The organism is Parapedobacter lycopersici, from assembly GCF_040395035.1.
GTDB classification, from domain to species: domain Bacteria; phylum Bacteroidota; class Bacteroidia; order Sphingobacteriales; family Sphingobacteriaceae; genus Parapedobacter; species Parapedobacter lycopersici_A.
This window is the reverse complement of record NZ_JBEBRB010000053.1, coordinates 1-17,420: the sequence shown is the minus strand read 5'-3', so window position 1 is coordinate 17,420 and position 17,420 is coordinate 1. Positions and strand designations below refer to the sequence as shown.

Genomic DNA, 17,420 nt, shown 5'->3' with positions numbered 1-17,420 from the left:
TCATGTTCAGATCAGTTGAATGAGTGTAATTGTGTTAGTGTGCATGACCGGCTTCTTCACTGTTTTTCATTTTTCCTAACAGGGTGAACGCGCCTTTTGTTACCACTGTCGCTGTTGCAGCATTGATGCTGTCGGGAAGTACCACTTCCGTAAAGCCATTTTCCGAAACGCCTGTCTGCACCTCCGTCATTTCGAAGGTATAATCTGCCGCATCGCCTGCTGGTGTTCCGCGGACTATGTAAACATAATGATTCCCTTCAAATTGTACCAACGCCTCGTCCGGGACTGCGGGTACCGGGTTAGCACCGGTTTCGATGACCGCCTGGACATACATGCCGGGTACCAGGTCGTCTCCCTCTTCTTCAAGATGAGCATGGACGCGGATACTCCGGTCGTCCTCAATCTGCTTGCCGATCAGGTACACTTCAGCCTGATGCGTTTTGGACGGGGCATTAGGTGCCGTAAACCAAACCCGCTGCCCGGCGCGTATTTTGCCGAGGTCCTTTTCATACACGGTAAGGTCTGCGTGCAGGTGTTCGGCATCGATCAGCCGGAACAGCACATCGGTAGGGGTCACATATTTGCCGAGGTTAACATCCACAGCGGATACGTAGCCCGAAACAGGTGCATATAGATTGACATAGCGCGAGATATTCGCTGCAGTAAGTCCTGTCGCCTTCACGCCGATGATGGCCAGTTTCTCTTCCAGCGCCTTCACACGGGCCTGTAAGTTTTTATAAGCGGCCTCCGTTTGCTGGAATGTCTTCAGCGCGCTGACGTTTTCCGAGCTCAGCGTCTGTTGCCGCCGGTACTCCTGTTCCATGTACGCCAATTCATTGCTGCTTTCGACGTATTCCTGCTGGAGTGTCACGTAATCCGGATGTTCGAGCACGGCCAGCAACTGCCCTTTTTTGATGGCCATACCAGGCAGTAACTCGGTCTTCCGGATAAATCCGCCCATCGGTGCGCTGATGTTAATCAGGTTTTGCGGCGGAACGTCCACCGAGCCGTTTACGCGGAGCGTATTGCTCAGGTTCCGTACGGTAATGCCGCCTACTGTAATGCCGGCCGCCTTAAACTGGGCAGTTGTCAGTGTGGTAAGGTTTTCATCGGCGTGTCCGTTATCCTGTTCAGCGGCGGCCGGTTCATCGGCATCCGTTTCTGTGGCAGTTTCAGCTGAACATGCGCCCAATACAAGCAGTGTGCAGAGTAAATAAATTAAGCGGAACCGGTTGGCCGTTAAGGATTGTCCGGCGGATATTATGGAAGTGTTCATGGTATTCATGGATTGATGATAATTACTGGGATTGACCGAAAATAAATTCCAGGTTAATCACAGCCTGGTTGTACTGATTAAGTGCGTCGAGGTAACCCGACTTGATATCGATGGCGCGCTGTACCCCCTGCACATACTCGACGTAGCCAATTGCTCCTTCGCGAAATCCTTTATCGGCGTTTTCCAGTATGGCCTCTGCCTGGGGCAACGCGCGACGTTCGTAATAGGCGCGCGTATCCGTTAACTTGCGGTACTCCTGCAGCTGCCGGGAATATGTGGCCTGGAGTGCATTTTCGGCCGCGGCATAATCGGCCTCAGCGGCCAGCCGGACTTCAGCGGCGGCGCGGGTGCGTGCTGTTTGTGCGCCAAAGAACAGCGGAATACTAATGCCGGCCTGAACAGCTGAGAACCGGTTACCCATGGCCGCTGTACTACCGTTTACCAGCGGGCTGCCGATCAGCGACTGGTTCAGGTAACCGACCATCAGGTCGGGCAGCAACAGGCTTTTTTCCACCCGCTGGCGTTGTCCGGCCACGGCAATCTGCTGCCGGCTTTGGGCCAGTCCGGGGTTACGGGATAAGGCGGCAGTATCGAGCTGCAGGGTGAGCGGACGGGCTTCGAGCCTGCCGATATTAAGCACCAGCGTATCGGATGTATTCACCAATACCTGAAGCTGCCGGTACCAGTTCCGGTAGTCTGCCCGGTTTTGCATCAGCAGGTTGCGTACTTCCATCAATTGAGTTTCGGCGGTCACCTGTTCGAGCCGGTTCGTTTCGCCGGTGCGGAAGCGGATATCGGCCGCCCGGGCAAATGCGCTGTATATCGTATCCTGCCGGAGCAGCAGGCGCCTGACTTCATCAAGATAGGCCAGCTGATACCATACCGCTTTGACATTGGCCGTTAATTCATTGGCGGTAACGGCTCGCTCCAATTCAAGACCCGTAAGCTGCTCGGCCAGCAGCTTTGCCTGGGCAGTATATACCGTGGGAAACGAAAAGCGCTGGGAAAGTGTGAACGAAAGGTCGTTTTCGAAACTATTGTATTTTCCATACTGCATCTCCACATCCATCTTGTCCGGATCGAAAGCCGTCCGTTTCAGTGCGCGGCCGCTGGCAATCCGGTAGGTGTCTGCCCGTAGTGCCGGATGGTTTTGCAGGGTTTCCTCAATGGCGCGCTCCAGGGTATATTGTTGCGGGACCTCCTGTGCCCGGGCGCCGTTTGCCGCCGGTAGCATCAACATACCCAAAAACAGGATAACAGCGCCCGCTGCACCATTACGTTTCTTAAACCCGTTTTCGAAGTATGTGTAGAGTACGGGCAGCACGATCAGGGTGAGCAGGGTAGCCGTAAAGAGCCCGCCGATGACCACGGTAGCCAAGGGGCGCTGCACTTCCGCACCGGCCGAGGTGGAAAGCGCCATGGGCAGAAATCCCAGGGAGGCCACCAGTGCGGTCATCAGCACCGGTCGTAACCGGGTCTGTGTGCCGCGGTGCACCCGTTCATCCAGGTCGGCCACTCCCGAAGCCTTGAGGCGATTGAATTCGGCGAGAAGCACGATACCGTTCAATACAGCTACACCGAATAACGCGATAAAGCCGACACCCGCGGAGATACTGAACGGCATGTCACGCAGGTAGAGTGCGAACACGCCGCCGATAGCCGACATCGGGATTGCCATGAAAATCAGGGCACTCTGTTTTACCGAATGGAACGTAAAGTAAAGCAATGCAAAGATTAACCCAAGTGCCAGCGGCACGGCCACCGCCAATCGTTGGCGGGCTTCAATCAGGTTTTCAAACTGGCCACCGTATGTCATATAATAGCCCGAGGGCAGGCTGATGGACTGGGCAACCTTTTCCCTGATCTCGTCGACGATGCTTTCCACATCACGCCCCCGCACGTTGAATGCGATGGTGATCCGGCGTTTTGTGTCGTCACGTTGAATCTGAACCGGGCCGGGTACAAGCCGGATGTCGGCCACCTGCGTGATGGGTACCTGCTGGCCGGTTGGCGTGCTGATGTACAGGCTTTTTACGTCCGTGATGTCCTTCCGGTAGTCCGATGCCAATCGCACCACCAGGTCGAAACGCCGTTCCCCCTCATACACCAGTCCGGCCGGCTGCCCGGCAAAGGCGGTATTAATGACGTTGTTGATCGTCTCCACGTCGAGCCCGTAGCGGGCGATGGCATCCCGGTCCAGCTCCACCACAATCTGCGGCAGGCCGGTTACTTTTTCGACATATAAATCCGCAGCACCGGCTACGGTATTCACCAGGGCGCCCACCCGGTCTGCCTGCCGGCTGAGTTCGTCCAGGTCGTCGCCGTAGATCTTGAGCACGACGTCCTGCTTGGACCCCGTCATCAACTCATTAAAACGCATCTGAATGGGTTGCTGGAAACTAAAACGTGCTCCGGGCAGCACGGACAGCGCATCATTCATTTTGGCTGCCAGTTCTTCCCGGGTCCGGGCGCTGGTCCATTCTTTACGGTCTTTCAGCACCACGATCATATCTGTAGCCTCGATCGGCATCGGGTCGGTGGGGATTTCCCCGGAGCCGGTTTTGCCTACCACTTCAACCACTTCGGGAAATTCATCCATCAGTATTTTGGCTGCCTTATTGGATGTTTCCACACTTTCTGTAAGTGAACTGCCCGTCATTACCATAGTGCCGATGGCGAAATCCCCCTCGTCCAGCGTGGGAATGAACTCCGCGCCCATACGCGAAAAAACGAATAGGCTAAAGGCAAACAGCGTAACGGCGACAAGCAACACCGATTTCCGGCTTTTCAGTGCCCAGGCAATGACCGGCTGGTAATGCCGTTGAAAAAATTCCATCATCCGATCCGAAAAATTGTGCCGGTGTTCCGTGCGTTTGTCCAGAAACAGCGCCGACATCATGGGCACATAAGTAAGGGAAAGGATAAAAGCCCCGAGGATGGCAAAGCTCACTGTCATCGCCATCGGACGGAACATCTTTCCTTCAACACCCACCAGCGTCAGCAGGGGCAGGTATACAATGAGAATAATAATTTCGCCGAAGGCGGCTGACGTGCGGATTTTACTTGATGCATTGTATACCTCCTCGTCCATTTGCTGCTGGTTAAGCCGGGCAACACCGGCATACCGCAGCTTGCTTCCGGCGATGCGATGCACCACACTTTCCACAATGATAACCGCACCATCCACGATCAGCCCGAAATCAATGGCACCGAGACTCATCAGGTTTCCGGAAACACCGAAAATATTCATCATCGAGATGGCAAAGAGCATGGCCAGCGGAATGACGGAGGCCACTACCAGTCCCGCGCGTACGTTCCCCAGAAAGAGTACGAGAATGAAAATGACGATCAGTGCACCCTCAATCAAGTTTTTGGAAACGGTACCAATGGCTTTATCGACCAGCGTTGTGCGGTCAATGAACGGTTTGATCGAAACCCCTTCCGGCAGTGCTTCCTCAATTTGGGCGATGCGTGCTTTTACCCGTTTAATCACTTGGGCGCCGTTCTCGTCTTTCAGCATCATCACCACCGCACCTACCGCTTCACCCGCTCCATTTCGGGTGATTGCCCCGTACCGGGTCGCGTGACCAAGCTGTACCGTGGCTACATCCTGTACGAGCACCGGCATGCCGTTTGGATTCACACGCACGACAATTTTTTCGATATCCTTTAGGTCGTTGATCAGTCCTGATGAACGGATAAAGTACGCGTTGGGCTGCTTTTCGATGTACGCACCCCCGGTATTCTGGTTGTTTTTTTCCAGCGCCCCGAAAAGCTCCGAAAGCGTGACGTTCATTGCCCGGAGCCGGTCGGGATCAATGGCCACTTCATATTGTTTAAGGTAACCGCCGAAACTGCTGACATCGGCAACACCCGGGGTTCCGAGCAATCGCCGGCGTACGATCCAGTCCTGTATGGTGCGGAGCTCCATGAGTGAAAAGCGGTCTTCATAGCCGGGATCTGCCTGAAGTGTATATTGATAAATTTCGCCAAGCCCGGTACTGATGGGGGCAAGATAAGGATCACCCGAACCGGGCGGGATTTCCTTTGCCGCCTGGGATAGGCGCTCGGCAATCTGCTGCCTGGCCCAATAGATATCCGTTTGTTCTTTAAATACGATGGTCACCACCGAAAGCCCGAACCGGGAGAACGAGCGGATCTCCTCGATATCGGGAATGGTGGCCATATTGGTTTCAATGGGAAAAGTAATGAGCCGTTCCACCTCCTGTGCGGCGAGGGAAGGCGATGAGGTAATGATCTGCACCTGGTTATTGGTAATATCCGGTACAGCATCTATGGGAAGGCGGGTAAGGGAAATGCTCCCCCAGATGATCAGGCCAAGCGTAAAAAGGCCAATGATCAGTTTGTTCCTGATGGAAAATTGAATAATGCGATCCAGCATGGCAATTGCAGTTGAATTCCTGTCTTGTTAGCAACGATTTGACAATGTTGTTACCCATGGTTAAAAACCATCCAGACATAGCACATCCGTAATGATGGGTGTGCCATCAAATGGATTTTGCCAGGTCATGTCTGTAGATCAGGATTTTGGTGGCTGGAAAGGCGTGTCAATATCGGCCGACCGAATGGCGGCAATGGTGATGTTTGCGTCGGTTTTCAGGAGAAGTTCCGGTACGTCCATGCGTAGATTCGCGGCGCCAGACGGAACGAATACATACACGTGGCCGCATTGATGTGCACCATGAAAGGGGAGTTGGCTGTCATGCTCATCCCGGTGATCATCGGTGGCCCCGTCCCGACCCGCATAATGCTGGCTGAGGAACGGTAGAAAAGAAACCCCTTCCGATTCCCGCAGCTCCTGATAGTGTTCAAAAAGTGCAGGAAGCTTTTGCAATTCACAGAAAAAATTCATGCTGGGCTGTATCGCCTGCACGAAAAACAGTAAACTGAACGCTATGGATAATATGGGTTTCATTACTACCCACAAAGGTAGGGATAATAGTGATGCAAGGGTATTGCAAAAATAAGGTGCCTTACAAAACCCTCAGGATTAGCCGTGTGGTTTAATTTCCTTCAGCTGTGCTACCTCCTTTAGATCAAAAGGAGTTTCCTGGTAAACGAAGTAATTCAGCCAATTGTTGAACAGTAGGTTGGCATGGCCGGTCCAGCGCACAACGGGCGGCTGCTCCGGATCGTCTCCGGGGTAATAGTGCCGGGGCATGTCAATTGATGCCCCCTGTTGCAGGTCCCGGGTATATTCTTCATGGAGAGTCCATGGTGCATATTCCGAGTGCCCGGTCAGGTAAAATTCACGTCCCCCCCGGGATGCAACGATAGCGGTACCCGCTTCGGCTGACTGCGACAGGATGTCAACTTCGGCTAAGCCCGTTAAATCCGAATCCAGGATGGTAGTATGCCGGCTATGCGGAATATAAAACTCATCGTCGAACCCGCGGAACAGCGGATGCTTTTTATCGGGTGCAGTATGTTTGAACACCCCGAACAATTTTTTATCCAGGGGTATTTTCCGGACGCCGTAAAAATGATGCAGCGCTGCCTGGGAGGCCCAGCAGATATACAGGGTGGAGGTAACGTGGGTTCTTGCCCAGTCGAAAATCATTTTCATTTCATCCCAGTACGAAACCTCCTCAAATTCCAGCTTCTCCACCGGCGCACCGGTAATGATCATGCCATCGTAATAGTTTTCCGCCACCTCGCTAAAACCTTTATAGAACATTTCAAGATGTTCCATGGGTGTGTTTTTTGGGGTATGGGTATCCAGACGCAAAAACTCAATCTCCACCTGTAGCGGGTTATTGGACAACAACCGGATGAAATCTGTTTCCGTGGAAATCTTCAACGGCATCAGGTTCAGGATAATAACACGCATCGGACGGATGTCCTGCGTATTCGCCCGGAGATCATTCATAACAAATATGTTCTCCTTTTTGAGTTGTGCTATCGCTGGCAGATTATCTGGTATCTTTACTGGCATACTACTTCTTCTCGCTCCTTTGCATACAAAAATAAGGAGAATTTTAGTTTTTACGCTTTCATGGAAGTACTTTTCGTTGCCGTAGCAATGACTGCCTTACGTTTTAACATTACGGCCCGGTTTTCATTGCACTGGCTTCGGGTGTTATTGCAGATTGCTTCGACCATCGTTCGGGATTGCTTCGGTTTTGGTTCGACCCGGCTTCGAAGCCCTTCGGAACGCAAACCATTGCATAGCGACCAGCCCCGAAGCGCGGTCGAAGCCGGGTCGAAGCCGCCCCGAACAAGTGTCGAACAAGTCCCGAAGCGGAGTCGAAGCGCACTCGAACAACCTTCGAAGCGCACCCGAAGGACAGTCGACGAATGAGCGGGAACATGCTGTCGGCCGATCGGAGGCAGGACTGAAATTGTGCATTTTATCCGGCGTGGTATGCTTTATCTAACTGGTTTCTTACTTCCGGGTGTGTTTTCACGAAGGCAGCTGAGTCGCGATCTCCACGTTTCCCTTCAATATTTTTGATACGGGACAGCTTTCTGCAATTTTCAGTAACCGTTGTTTAATTTCCGGTGCCACCGCTTCATCGAACGTGATCGACCGGTCTATATAGGTCACGATTTGCTCCTTAACTATTTTTTGATACATGTTGGCCTCCACTGTGATGTCCTTTATTTCGAGGGCTTTATGATCAATGTATAGGCGCAGTGTCGCCAGCGTGCATGCGACAAGCGAAGACAGTAACAGCGAATACGGATCCGGTCCCAGGTCCTGTCCGCCGATCTTCTCCGGCTCGTCCGTTATAAACGCGCCATTTCGCCAAACGATAGCTGTTTTAAATTTCTGCTGTCCTATCTTTCCCACGATGGGGGATTCCAAAATGTATTTCATATATGTATAAATAATGAGGTCCGTTCCCGCTTTTGCAGGTTTTTAGTCCGATGGCCTTTTCCAAACGTGTCTTCAACCAATAGGATTTCACCGGCTTGAAATTTTCGCCGTTCGCCACGTGACGTTTCAATCTCCACGCCTCCATCCAATAATACAATGTACTGCCGTTGGGGAGCACAGTGGAAGTCATAGTCATAATCCGCACGGACCTTTCTGATCTGTAGCTTCGTAACCGCTATATTTTCCGAAAGAAAGCCGATGGCTCCCTGTTCAACCAACGGAATTTCGATGTCCTGGAAAAAGGAATCCCCAAGATCACCGGTAAAAATCTTTGTTATTTTCATGTTTTACGGTAAAAATTTGTTGATCTGATCCAATGTTCCCACAGGCGGGGGTGTTCGTTACCCGGCGACTGCATTCCGACTGCATTCGCAGCTATTGCCTGCTATCGTAAACGGATTGGTGAAACCCTATTTCTTTAAGCTTAAGGCACCGGACGGACATTGGGCCACCTGGTCCATCAGCTGTTTACTTGTTGCGTTCTCCGGTTTAATCCAGGGGCGTTCTTTCGGGTTATATACCTGGGGTAAGGCGCGGACACAAACACCCGAATGGATGCATTTTTCAGGTTTCCAAAGGATCGTGACCTCTCCGTTGGTGTATTCGTATGTTTTCATGTTGTTTTGTTTTATGCTAAGTTACGGGAGATATCAGTGAGATCCATTGAACCAGTTTAATAAAGTGGGTTATTTCGTCGGGGAGGAAATTTTGTGCGAGGCATTTAATTCCCGGTACGATTGCCGGTTGTAGCTCCAATAGATGCCAGCGAATTGCGGTATACATTTTGCAATACGCATAGACACCAAATCCGGATCCTGTACCTGAATGCCTTTATTTACAATTTCCTGGACCATATGGACACGGGCCAACTGAGCTTCGTAAAAGGACTGCGCTATTTTTACCCGCCCGCCCGCAGCCGGTGACCGGGCGCACCGCCCGTGCATGGTAAACAGCCGGTGCGTGAAAAGGCTATCGCCTGGTCTTTCGCCAATCCCATGGGGCCACCGGATTACGCTCCGCCCACAACCCCAGCCGCTGCTCGCGGGCCAAGGCTTCCAATTCCACCCAGACCGGATTCCGGTCGAAGGCGCTGGAATGCCAGGCCAGGCCATTGGCAAGTAAGCTTTCATTTACATTTACACCACTTGCATATACTATGCCGATGGTGCGGCCATAGCGGTCGGTGTCCATTTCCGTTACCCGGATGTTCCCTTTTGCCAGTAATGTCCTCAGGTGACCGGTGGCTACACGGCTGTAGGGCTGCCCGCGCTCCGGGCAATCGATGCCATGCAGCCGTACCCGTACCTGCCTGTTGCCATCTACCAGCAAGGTAAATGTATCGCCATCCGCTACGCGTACAACCGTCCCGGTCAGGGTTTTTAGCTTACAGCTGAATACCAGCAGCAGGGCCATCATTACCAGCGAAAATTTCATGGCGCGAAGATAGGCAGCGGATGGATTTGTTGGAATTTATTTTTCACCGGATAACGATACAGATTTCGCCGGCGTGTTGGTGAACGTTGGGAACGATTTCGCTATAGCTGTGGGGCCGGAACGCAGTTGCCTGCTGTATTTCATTATTACAACAGGCAGATTAAGTCAATTCAAATTGGTGCTCGGGACAATCGACCCGCAGCTCCGTAACATGTAAATGCTGGTTAAGCAGCTTGCAGAAATGCGTTTTCCCATCGGCGGATGGCAGATAATGGGAACAGGTCGTACACATGCGCTGGATGGTAATTACCCCTGCTTTGTTTAGGTGCCGGATGACCTGGAGCAGGCTCAGTAACAGGTTTTCCCGATCGTCGGGGTGCAGCTTATCGATGGGTGTACGGATCTCTTTGGTGAAAAGTGAAGTCTGGTCTGCTATGTCCCGGCCTTTCTGTGTCAGGTTGATCATATAGCTCCGCGTATCATCCGGTTCATAAGCTTTGGTAATCAGGTGCTTTTGTTCCAGCGTTTTAACCGTGTCGCTAATCGTGGCTTTGGTCATATTGAACTCGCCTGCGAGGTAACTTACTTTTCTTTTTTCATCACTGTGATAATGCAAAAAGAGCAATACCTGCACCTGGATGGGACTTAACGCATGTGTTTTACTCTCCTGCCATAGCAGCACACGGAAGGCCTGGGCAATCCGTTCCAGTGAAACCACGATTTTACTCGCGGTGTGCCGGTTCTGGTGCGTTATGTCGAAATCAGATTTATTCATCATTTATCAACTGCAATTTTCCATTTCATAAATATAATAACCTTTTTTTCTGATTTCATTTTCCCAATGCGGTTTTACAGCTTCTATATGACAAAAGCGGCATTCCGCTGCCGTTAGCGCATGGCTTTCCTGGCCCTTGGTTTCCAGGTATTCCCGGCCGTAGCCGTAAATTACGGCAGTATCTTTTACCTCATGGGGAGTAATGATGTCAAAGTGCATAACACTTCCATCATCTTTTGTTACGTAAGTGTCCCAAACGGCTACTTGCATGTCTGTTGCTTTTGTTTATTTACATTAAAATGCCCTACAAAGTTAGTTATCCTAACAAGGTAGGGCAAAAATTTTTAACCTTTTACGTCGGCTATCGAAGCGCCGTAGTTAATGTGCAGCACATTGCCGTTTGGTGTTACCAGTGCAGGTACCGATTTTACACCCGCTTTTTCCGCTTCGTCAATTCTGTTCCGTACTTCACCAATATGTACTACTTCTACATTTTCGGCACCGATAAGGTTAATAATGTCGTGTTCCGCGCTTATGCAAACGGGACAGCCGGCATGATAAAAAACTGATTTTGCCATGATACTAAGCATTTAGTGTTCTGCGGCAATATTGCCGCTGTAAATATAGTTAGTTATCCTAACTAAAAAAATAAAAGCTGCTTTTTTCTGTTTCCCCTGGTTTCAGGCTCAAAGTGCCGGCTTCGCCAACGGATACCCCGTTTTATAATGGTGCTTGACCAATGGCCAGGCGGTCGAATTCCCCGGCTGTGTTTTGGTGAAATTTAAAGTAAACGCGGAATGTTCCCCATTGTCCGGCATCGAAATTTCCATAGATACTTTTCCCGCCGTCTTCTACCTTTTCGATGGCGAGGAACTTTTCCTTTTTATTGAAGGCATTGTCAAAGAATGTCTTAAAATCCAGCGGTCGACCGTCATCGGTAAAGCTCACTTCTTTTGCAAAATAGGTGTACCAGGTTTTTTTATCGTTCGCCTGTAGGGCTTCGATTGCTTTTCTGACGTTTTCGTTGGTGATTGTTGTTAAATCCATTTCATTGTTGTTGTTCCGTTGTCGTGCGAAAAGAGGTTGTCTTGTTTTTGGTTAATCCGTGAACGCGCAAATGGGGCGACCGGGAAAGGTCAGATGTGCGCTCATTGGTTCTTAAGGGGATGCTGCAAATAGATAATGACGAGGTTGAGCAGTAGAAATGGAATTTCGATGGCCGCCCCCTTCAGGTCCCTGTGCAGTAATTGCAGGCAGGTAATCAGGAGGATTCCGGCCGCCATCAGAAAATTTCCCCAGACAAACGTTTTGGGAAAGAGGATCAAAACGGATGCAAGCAGCGTCACTGCGCCGTTTAGGATCACTGCATTTTTGCTGAAATTCCACTTGCCAAACATCGTCAGCATTTCGGGTTTGGCGGTAAGCATGCTCCAGCCGTGTTTCAGGCCCATAAATACGGCAAACAGGATGAGCGCAGTGTTCAGTATTTTCAGTATCATCGGCTTGGTGTTTATATATAAAAGGCAAACAATGAAATCAGTTGCCTGCCTTTTATATGTGATCGATTTTATCTTGTTGTATAACCTCCGTTGGCAAAAATGGTTTGCCCGGTAATCCACCAGCCGTCGGTTACCAGGAATTCAACGAGCGGAGCGATGTCTTTAATGTCGGTTAAGCCGCCGAGGGCCGACGCCGATTTGTGGTACGCAACGGCCTCGTCGCTTTCCTGCCCGTAGAAGAACGGTGTATCCATTGGTCCGGGAGCCACACTGGTAACCGAGATCCCCCGGGCTCCAAATTCCTTGGAGGCCATTCTTGTAAAATGTTCAACGGGCGCTTTTGCTCCTGCATAAGTCGAATATAAACCGGTGTAAGCGGCCAGAAGTGAGGTGACGATCGTGCAGATTTTCCCGTTGTCGTTCAACGTTTTTCCTGCCTGCTGAATGAAGAAATAGGCTACTTTTGAGTTGATGTCGAACATGGTGTCGTATTCCGCTTCGGTGGTGTCAAGAAAAGGTTTCTTCAGAACCATCCCGACGGTATTGACCGCAATGTCGATTCCTCCGAAGGTGGACTTTGCTTCGTCAAAAAGGGTTTTGATGTTGTCCACTTTTGTCAAATCTGCCTGAAGCAGCAATGCTTCACCGCCTGCAGCCGTAATAGCTGCCCGTGTTTCTTCAGCCGCTGCTTTTGTGCTGTCGCTGTTGTAATGGATAACTACTTTTGCGCCCCTGGCTGCAAAGTTACGGCTCAACAGGCCGCCGAGGTTTTTTGCGCCGCCAGCAATTAACGCGACTTTTCCGTTTAAATCGTTTCTTGCCATTTTATTTGATTTTTTAGTTTTTGCAATGGGTGTTGCAAAAATGGCAAGGTTGAATGGCTAAATCATGGTGAACTTTTCTGGAATTTTACAAAAGGGTTAGTCGAGACTTTCTTTCCGGAATTTACCGGGTGTTTTTCCGACAAACTTCTTAAAGAATTTAGAGAAATTGGCAGGGTCGTACGTCAGTATCCTGGCAATTTCGGCGACCGATTTGTCGGTTTCCGAAAGCATGTGTTTCGCCTCGCTAATAATTTTGAGGTCATAAAAGTGGCAGGGGTGATCCCCGGTTTCCTTTTGTACGGTATCGGTCAGGTGTTTGTGGGATACGAACAGCGCACTTGCTATCTGGCCGATCTCCATAAAGTCGGCTGTTTTTCCCGAAATGACGTCCGCAACGTGTTCGTCTAAAAACCGAAAATAGCTTTCCGTAATTTCTTTGCTTCGCTTTGAGGTATCCCGTTTCATCGTCCTGACAAAGATGGCATTTTTAAGAAAATGCGCATGGTGAACTTTTCGGATTTAAAGCCGGACTGGGCTGCCCTGCTAACCGGCCCGTTATTGGCCGGCAAACATGAGGTAGCTGGTCAGCCTTTTGATCTTGCCGTCATGCATGTGAAATACATCGCAGAAAACGGCATTGAATGAATCACCGCCTTTCCGTTTTCCCTGCACCGTGCCCTCGGCGACGACAACATCCGATTCTTCAACCAAGCGGGTCACCTGAATTGTTGGCCGGCCTTCAAACGCGTCGTTTTCAATTTCCTTATCAAATGCCGCTTTGCCGGAATGGAGATAGACTCCCGGCATTTCCCATATGACATCATCCGTCAGGCACGCCAATATCCGCTGATGGTCGCCCGCATTAAACCCATCCATATAATCCATCACTACCTGCTTATTCCGGCTGATGCCGCGACTTTTTTCCTTGGAAGCGGTTACGAGCACGGTTGCCAGCACCGTTGCTGCCAGCACGGCGTTGTACTTGATTACTTTTTTCATATTTCAGCGATTAATTGACGGTTGAGTCTGTTGAACATCTTGATCCAGCTTTGGTAGGCACCGGTTTTTTTAGCTTCCGCTTCCGAAACCGTCTGATGGATTGTTGCTGTCGTTTGGTTGCCGACGGATTTGAAAGTGACGGTAGTCCGTATTTCGGCCGGCCAGTCAGCCGACTTTCCAGCCTCCTGTGCATTGGTATGGCGCCCATTTTCATCGGAAAGCTGCATGGTGAAAACCAGCTTTTCAGGGGGTAATATTTCCAGGTAGGTGCCAATGATCCAGCATTCGCCATGTACAGGATCATGGATGCAGGAGTGAAATCGCCCGCCCGGTTTAACTTCGATTGTCTTATAGGTTATGGTACACCCATCCGGTGCATACCAGTGCTTTAGCTTTTCCGGATCGGTCCAAGCATCAAAGACGATCCCGATGGGGGCGTCGAATAAGTGGGAGATCAGCAGTTCTTTATCGTGAGGTTTCATTATTGTTATTTTTTGTTTCCGCTAAAAATTTGTCCAGTTTCTCAAAACGCTGGTTCCATAGCCTGCGGGATGCATTTACCCAGTCGACAACTTCGTCTAACTGGTCCAGGCGGGCTTCGCAAAATTGTTCCCGGCCTTTCTGGGTAAGCGAAATCACGCCGCATTCATTTAACACTTTGAGGTGCTTGGCAATCCCCTGCCTGGTAATTCCCGAATCTTCCACGATCTGGCCGATATTTAACGGGCCGCGTGACAGCTTCTGGATGATCATTCTTCTGGTGGGGTCTGCAATCGCTTGAAATACATCTCGCCTTTCAATCATAATACAACCATTTGGTTGCAAATATAAATACAACCATTTGGTTGTGCAAAATTTTGTAACTTTTTTTTCAGGAAAAGGGGGGAGCCGATCGAAAGGGGATATTACCGAAGGTCAGCCGGCCTAAAGCAGGTTATATCTCATTGGCCACCCGCGCGAACTTATTCCGGTACTCAATCGGTGTAAGTCCCGTAATCTTTTTAAAGGTATCCCGGAATGCTTTGGTATCCGTGTACCCTACATCAAACATGATTTCGCTTACGTTCCGTCTTGATGCTTCAAAGAATTTCTTGGCGGCTTCTATCCGTACCCGTTGGATATAGTCGATGGGCGTATTGTTGGTTGCTTCTTTGAATTTTCGCTCAAAGGTTCTGCGGCCCATATTAATTAACTGAGCCAGCATTTCTATGTTTATTTTATTGCTGTAGTTTTTCTCGATGTAATCCTGTACCTTTTGGATATCATCATCGCCGTGATTCCGTTGTCCTTTGAATATCGCAAATTGCGATTGATTATCCCGCCCGATATCCAATGCAAAATATTTTGAAATCATAATGGCGGTTTCCCTGTCGGAAAACTTTTCGACCAGGTATAATATCAGGTTCCATAAACTGCTTGCTCCGCCGCTGCTGTAAATATTATCGTGTTCGGTGATGATGGCGCCATCTTCCACTTCCACATCCGGATACCTTTCTTTAAACTCGCTGATATAGGCCCAGTGTGTAGAACATTTTTTGCCGTTAAGTAGGCCTGTTTCAGCCAAAAGGAAAGCACCGATACACAAACTGGCAAGACTCGATCCGCCTGCATGCAGCCTTTTAAAACAGGGAATTGCTGCGGCATTGGCCTGGATTCCCTTGGCGGTGTCACCAAATGTCGGTGGTATAATCAATAAATCGGTTTCCGTTACATCTTTGAGCAACCGGTCGGTTTTAATGGTGTATTCGCCGTTATTCGCCGGAACATATTCTTTTAAGCCGACGTACTCGACGTTGAAAACGGGTTTTTTGCCAAATGTGGTTAAAAACTCGTTGGCGGTATTGAAGGTTCTGAATGGCGGTGTAACCGCTTCAATTACCCCGTGCTCTGGTACAAAGACAGAAATCTGCATAGCAATCAGTGGTATTACACTGCAAGGTAGAAAATAGTTTTGTCATAATCTACCCCTAAGATTGTCATTTTCACAACCGCCGTAAGTTCCTGACCCGTTGTAATTTTGAATTGTAAAAATCAATAAACAAAAAAAGACAATGGCACAAGCAACACGAATTACGGTAGAAGCAACAGCAAATGCGCCCGTAGCAAAAGTTTGGGAGGCCTGGAATACACCGGGCGATATTATGCAATGGAACACAGCCGATCCGAGCTGGCACAGCCCAAGCAGCGAAAACGACCTCCGCGTAGGCGGTAAGTTTAAGCATCGGATGGAAGCTAAGGATGGCAGCTTTGGTTTTGACTTTGAAGGCACCTATGATCAGGTTGATCCCCATCGGGAGATTACCTATACCATGCCGGATGGAAGAAAAGCGACTACCCTGTTTACCGAACAGGATGGCAAGACCAGTATTGCCACCACATTTGACGCGGAAACGGAAAATGACCCTGAATTTCAGAAACAGGGATGGCAGGCCATCCTGAACAATTTTGTAAATTTTGTTGAATCAAACTGATTGATAGACCATTAATAATGAGTAAAATGAAAAAGTACAAAATCATCTTTTGGATCGCAACAGCGATCATCATCCTTTGGGAAGGGATTATGCCGCTCAGCACGTTGCTGTTTGCGCCGGAGTATGCGAACGCCGGTACCAAACCGTTGGGCTACCCCGATTACTTTGCCCACACGCTGATTATTGCCAAGGCACTTGGTGTTTTAGCCATTGCCTATCCGAAAACACCGGGCCGGCTAAGGGAATGGGCGTATGCTGGACTTACGTTTAATTTGATCTTTGCCTTCATCAGTCATGCATTTGTCGATCAGAACGTCGGGTTTATGCTGCTGCCCCTGATTGTGCTGGGCATCCTTGCGATTTCTTATGTATATCACAACAAAATCTATACACATGGCTAAGACAAATTATCAAACCATCGATGAATATCACGACGCATTTAGCGGTGAAGCGTTGGCGCGGATGCAGACCATCCGGAAAATCATTCGCGAAACTGTGCCTGACGCTGAAGAAGGCATCAGTTATCAGATCCCTTGTTTTAAATACCACGGTTATTTGATTTACTACTGTGCATTCCCGAAACATATTTCCTTATCGCATCCTTATAGTGACGCGTTTTGGGAACACTTCAAAACGGATCTGGCAGGGTTTAAAACCAGTAAATCGGTAATCCAGATCCCTACCGATAAACCGTTGCCCGAAGCGCTGATCAGAAAAATCATCGGGTTCCGGAAAAAGGAGAATGAGGAAAAAGCAAAGAAGTAAGACGAATGAATTAATCACCCATTAAATTTTAATATCATGAAAAACAATTCAGTTTCATTACACCGGGTAATCAAGGCTAGCCCGGAGAAGGTATTTCGGGCATTTGCCGACCCGGTAGCCCATGCAACCTGGCTGCCACCTTATGGTTTTGTATGCACCGTACAACACATGGATTTTAAGGTGGGCGGGACGTACAACATGACGTTTATTAATTTCAGCACGGGAAACGGGCATTCTTTTAGCGGAACGTATCTTGAAATAAAACCCAATGAGTTTATCCGATACAGCGATACGTTCGATGATCCCAATTTACCCGGAGAAATGACCACAACCGTATGGTTAACCGCGGTGTCGTGCGGTACCGAACTCAAGGTGGTACAGGAAGGAATCCCGGCGGAAATCCCGACGGAAATGTGTTATCTAGGCTGGCAGGAGTCGCTGGATAAATTAATGAAGCTTGTAGAACCTGAAATTCC

Annotated in this window: 23 protein-coding genes; 4 read left to right on the top strand and 19 right to left on the bottom strand. The window is 49.6% G+C overall.

Going from position 1 to position 17,420, the window contains the following annotated elements; genetic code table 11:
- Window positions 1-34 precede the first annotated feature (34 nt).
- The 19 genes from ABWO75_RS10475 to ABWO75_RS10385 form a co-directional block, all read right to left on the bottom strand.
- Window positions 35-1,276, bottom strand: a complete 1,242-nt coding sequence (locus ABWO75_RS10475; RefSeq protein ID WP_353185284.1) for an efflux RND transporter periplasmic adaptor subunit — start codon at window positions 1,274-1,276, stop codon at window positions 35-37.
- A gap of 22 nt (window positions 1,277-1,298) precedes the next feature.
- On the bottom strand, window positions 1,299-5,678 hold the full coding sequence (locus ABWO75_RS10470; RefSeq protein WP_353185282.1) for a CusA/CzcA family heavy metal efflux RND transporter: 4,380 nt from the start codon (window positions 5,676-5,678) through the stop codon (window positions 1,299-1,301).
- Between the two features lie 138 nt (window positions 5,679-5,816).
- A complete protein-coding gene (locus ABWO75_RS10465; protein WP_353185280.1) occupies window positions 5,817-6,212 on the bottom strand; it encodes a hypothetical protein in 396 nt (131 codons plus the stop codon).
- Between the two features lie 75 nt (window positions 6,213-6,287).
- Window positions 6,288-7,232: a homoserine O-acetyltransferase MetA gene (gene metA / locus ABWO75_RS10460; RefSeq protein ID WP_353185278.1), complete on the bottom strand. Its 945-nt coding sequence runs from the start codon at window positions 7,230-7,232 to the stop codon at window positions 6,288-6,290.
- Window positions 7,233-7,700: 468 nt separating this feature from the next.
- Window positions 7,701-8,117, bottom strand: coding sequence for an OsmC family protein (locus ABWO75_RS10455; protein ID WP_353185276.1), 417 nt, complete (start codon window positions 8,115-8,117; stop codon window positions 7,701-7,703).
- Complete coding sequence (locus ABWO75_RS10450) at window positions 8,114-8,461, bottom strand: cupin domain-containing protein (RefSeq protein WP_353185274.1); 348 nt, start codon at window positions 8,459-8,461, stop codon at window positions 8,114-8,116. Before ABWO75_RS10450 ends, ABWO75_RS10455 begins: the two co-directional genes overlap by 4 nt.
- A gap of 126 nt (window positions 8,462-8,587) precedes the next feature.
- On the bottom strand, window positions 8,588-8,794 hold the full coding sequence (locus ABWO75_RS10445; RefSeq protein ID WP_353185273.1) for a (4Fe-4S)-binding protein: 207 nt from the start codon (window positions 8,792-8,794) through the stop codon (window positions 8,588-8,590).
- 352 nt (window positions 8,795-9,146) lie between these two features.
- Window positions 9,147-9,611 (bottom strand): thermonuclease family protein, encoded by a 465-nt coding sequence (locus ABWO75_RS10440; protein ID WP_353185271.1) that lies wholly within the window; start codon window positions 9,609-9,611, stop codon window positions 9,147-9,149.
- 160 nt (window positions 9,612-9,771) lie between these two features.
- Window positions 9,772-10,389: a MarR family winged helix-turn-helix transcriptional regulator gene (locus ABWO75_RS10435; RefSeq protein WP_353185269.1), complete on the bottom strand. Its 618-nt coding sequence runs from the start codon at window positions 10,387-10,389 to the stop codon at window positions 9,772-9,774.
- A 3-nt stretch (window positions 10,390-10,392) separates the two neighbouring features.
- Window positions 10,393-10,656 carry a DUF2024 family protein gene (locus ABWO75_RS10430; RefSeq protein WP_353185267.1) on the bottom strand — a complete coding sequence of 88 codons (264 nt, stop codon included), beginning with the start codon at window positions 10,654-10,656 and terminating at the stop codon, window positions 10,393-10,395.
- 74 nt (window positions 10,657-10,730) lie between these two features.
- Window positions 10,731-10,964 carry a peroxiredoxin family protein gene (locus tag ABWO75_RS10425; protein ID WP_353185265.1) on the bottom strand — a complete coding sequence of 78 codons (234 nt, stop codon included), beginning with the start codon at window positions 10,962-10,964 and terminating at the stop codon, window positions 10,731-10,733.
- A 142-nt stretch (window positions 10,965-11,106) separates the two neighbouring features.
- The gene (locus ABWO75_RS10420; protein WP_353185263.1) at window positions 11,107-11,433 is read right to left on the bottom strand and encodes a hypothetical protein; all 327 of its coding nucleotides are present in this window, start codon (window positions 11,431-11,433) and stop codon (window positions 11,107-11,109) included.
- Between the two features lie 101 nt (window positions 11,434-11,534).
- Window positions 11,535-11,885, bottom strand: coding sequence for a hypothetical protein (locus ABWO75_RS10415; RefSeq protein ID WP_257657081.1), 351 nt, complete (start codon window positions 11,883-11,885; stop codon window positions 11,535-11,537).
- A gap of 68 nt (window positions 11,886-11,953) precedes the next feature.
- Window positions 11,954-12,709 carry an SDR family oxidoreductase gene (locus tag ABWO75_RS10410; RefSeq protein ID WP_353185261.1) on the bottom strand — a complete coding sequence of 252 codons (756 nt, stop codon included), beginning with the start codon at window positions 12,707-12,709 and terminating at the stop codon, window positions 11,954-11,956.
- A gap of 96 nt (window positions 12,710-12,805) precedes the next feature.
- Window positions 12,806-13,174, bottom strand: coding sequence for a helix-turn-helix domain-containing protein (locus ABWO75_RS10405; protein WP_353185259.1), 369 nt, complete (start codon window positions 13,172-13,174; stop codon window positions 12,806-12,808).
- 90 nt (window positions 13,175-13,264) lie between these two features.
- Window positions 13,265-13,708, bottom strand: coding sequence for a nuclear transport factor 2 family protein (locus ABWO75_RS10400; RefSeq protein ID WP_353185257.1), 444 nt, complete (start codon window positions 13,706-13,708; stop codon window positions 13,265-13,267).
- Complete coding sequence (locus ABWO75_RS10395; protein ID WP_353185255.1) at window positions 13,705-14,190, bottom strand: SRPBCC family protein; 486 nt, start codon at window positions 14,188-14,190, stop codon at window positions 13,705-13,707. Before ABWO75_RS10395 ends, ABWO75_RS10400 begins: the two co-directional genes overlap by 4 nt.
- A complete protein-coding gene (locus ABWO75_RS10390; RefSeq protein WP_353185253.1) occupies window positions 14,174-14,512 on the bottom strand; it encodes an ArsR/SmtB family transcription factor in 339 nt (112 codons plus the stop codon). Before ABWO75_RS10390 ends, ABWO75_RS10395 begins: the two co-directional genes overlap by 17 nt.
- Window positions 14,513-14,642: 130 nt before the next feature.
- Complete coding sequence (locus tag ABWO75_RS10385) at window positions 14,643-15,620, bottom strand: GlxA family transcriptional regulator (protein ID WP_353185251.1); 978 nt, start codon at window positions 15,618-15,620, stop codon at window positions 14,643-14,645.
- Between the two features lie 139 nt (window positions 15,621-15,759).
- Between ABWO75_RS10385 and ABWO75_RS10380 the strand changes: the two genes are divergently transcribed.
- From ABWO75_RS10380 to ABWO75_RS10365, 4 genes are all read left to right on the top strand, one after another.
- Window positions 15,760-16,179 carry an SRPBCC family protein gene (locus ABWO75_RS10380; protein ID WP_353185249.1) on the top strand — a complete coding sequence of 140 codons (420 nt, stop codon included), beginning with the start codon at window positions 15,760-15,762 and terminating at the stop codon, window positions 16,177-16,179.
- A 26-nt stretch (window positions 16,180-16,205) separates the two neighbouring features.
- The gene (locus ABWO75_RS10375) at window positions 16,206-16,580 is read left to right on the top strand and encodes a DoxX family protein (RefSeq protein ID WP_353185247.1); all 375 of its coding nucleotides are present in this window, start codon (window positions 16,206-16,208) and stop codon (window positions 16,578-16,580) included.
- Entirely contained in the window at window positions 16,573-16,944 is a 372-nt protein-coding gene (locus ABWO75_RS10370) for an iron chaperone (protein ID WP_353185245.1), read from the top strand. Before ABWO75_RS10375 ends, ABWO75_RS10370 begins: the two co-directional genes overlap by 8 nt.
- 36 nt (window positions 16,945-16,980) lie before the next feature.
- Window positions 16,981-17,420: SRPBCC family protein (locus ABWO75_RS10365; protein WP_353185243.1), on the top strand; the 440-nt coding region annotated here is incomplete at its 3' end.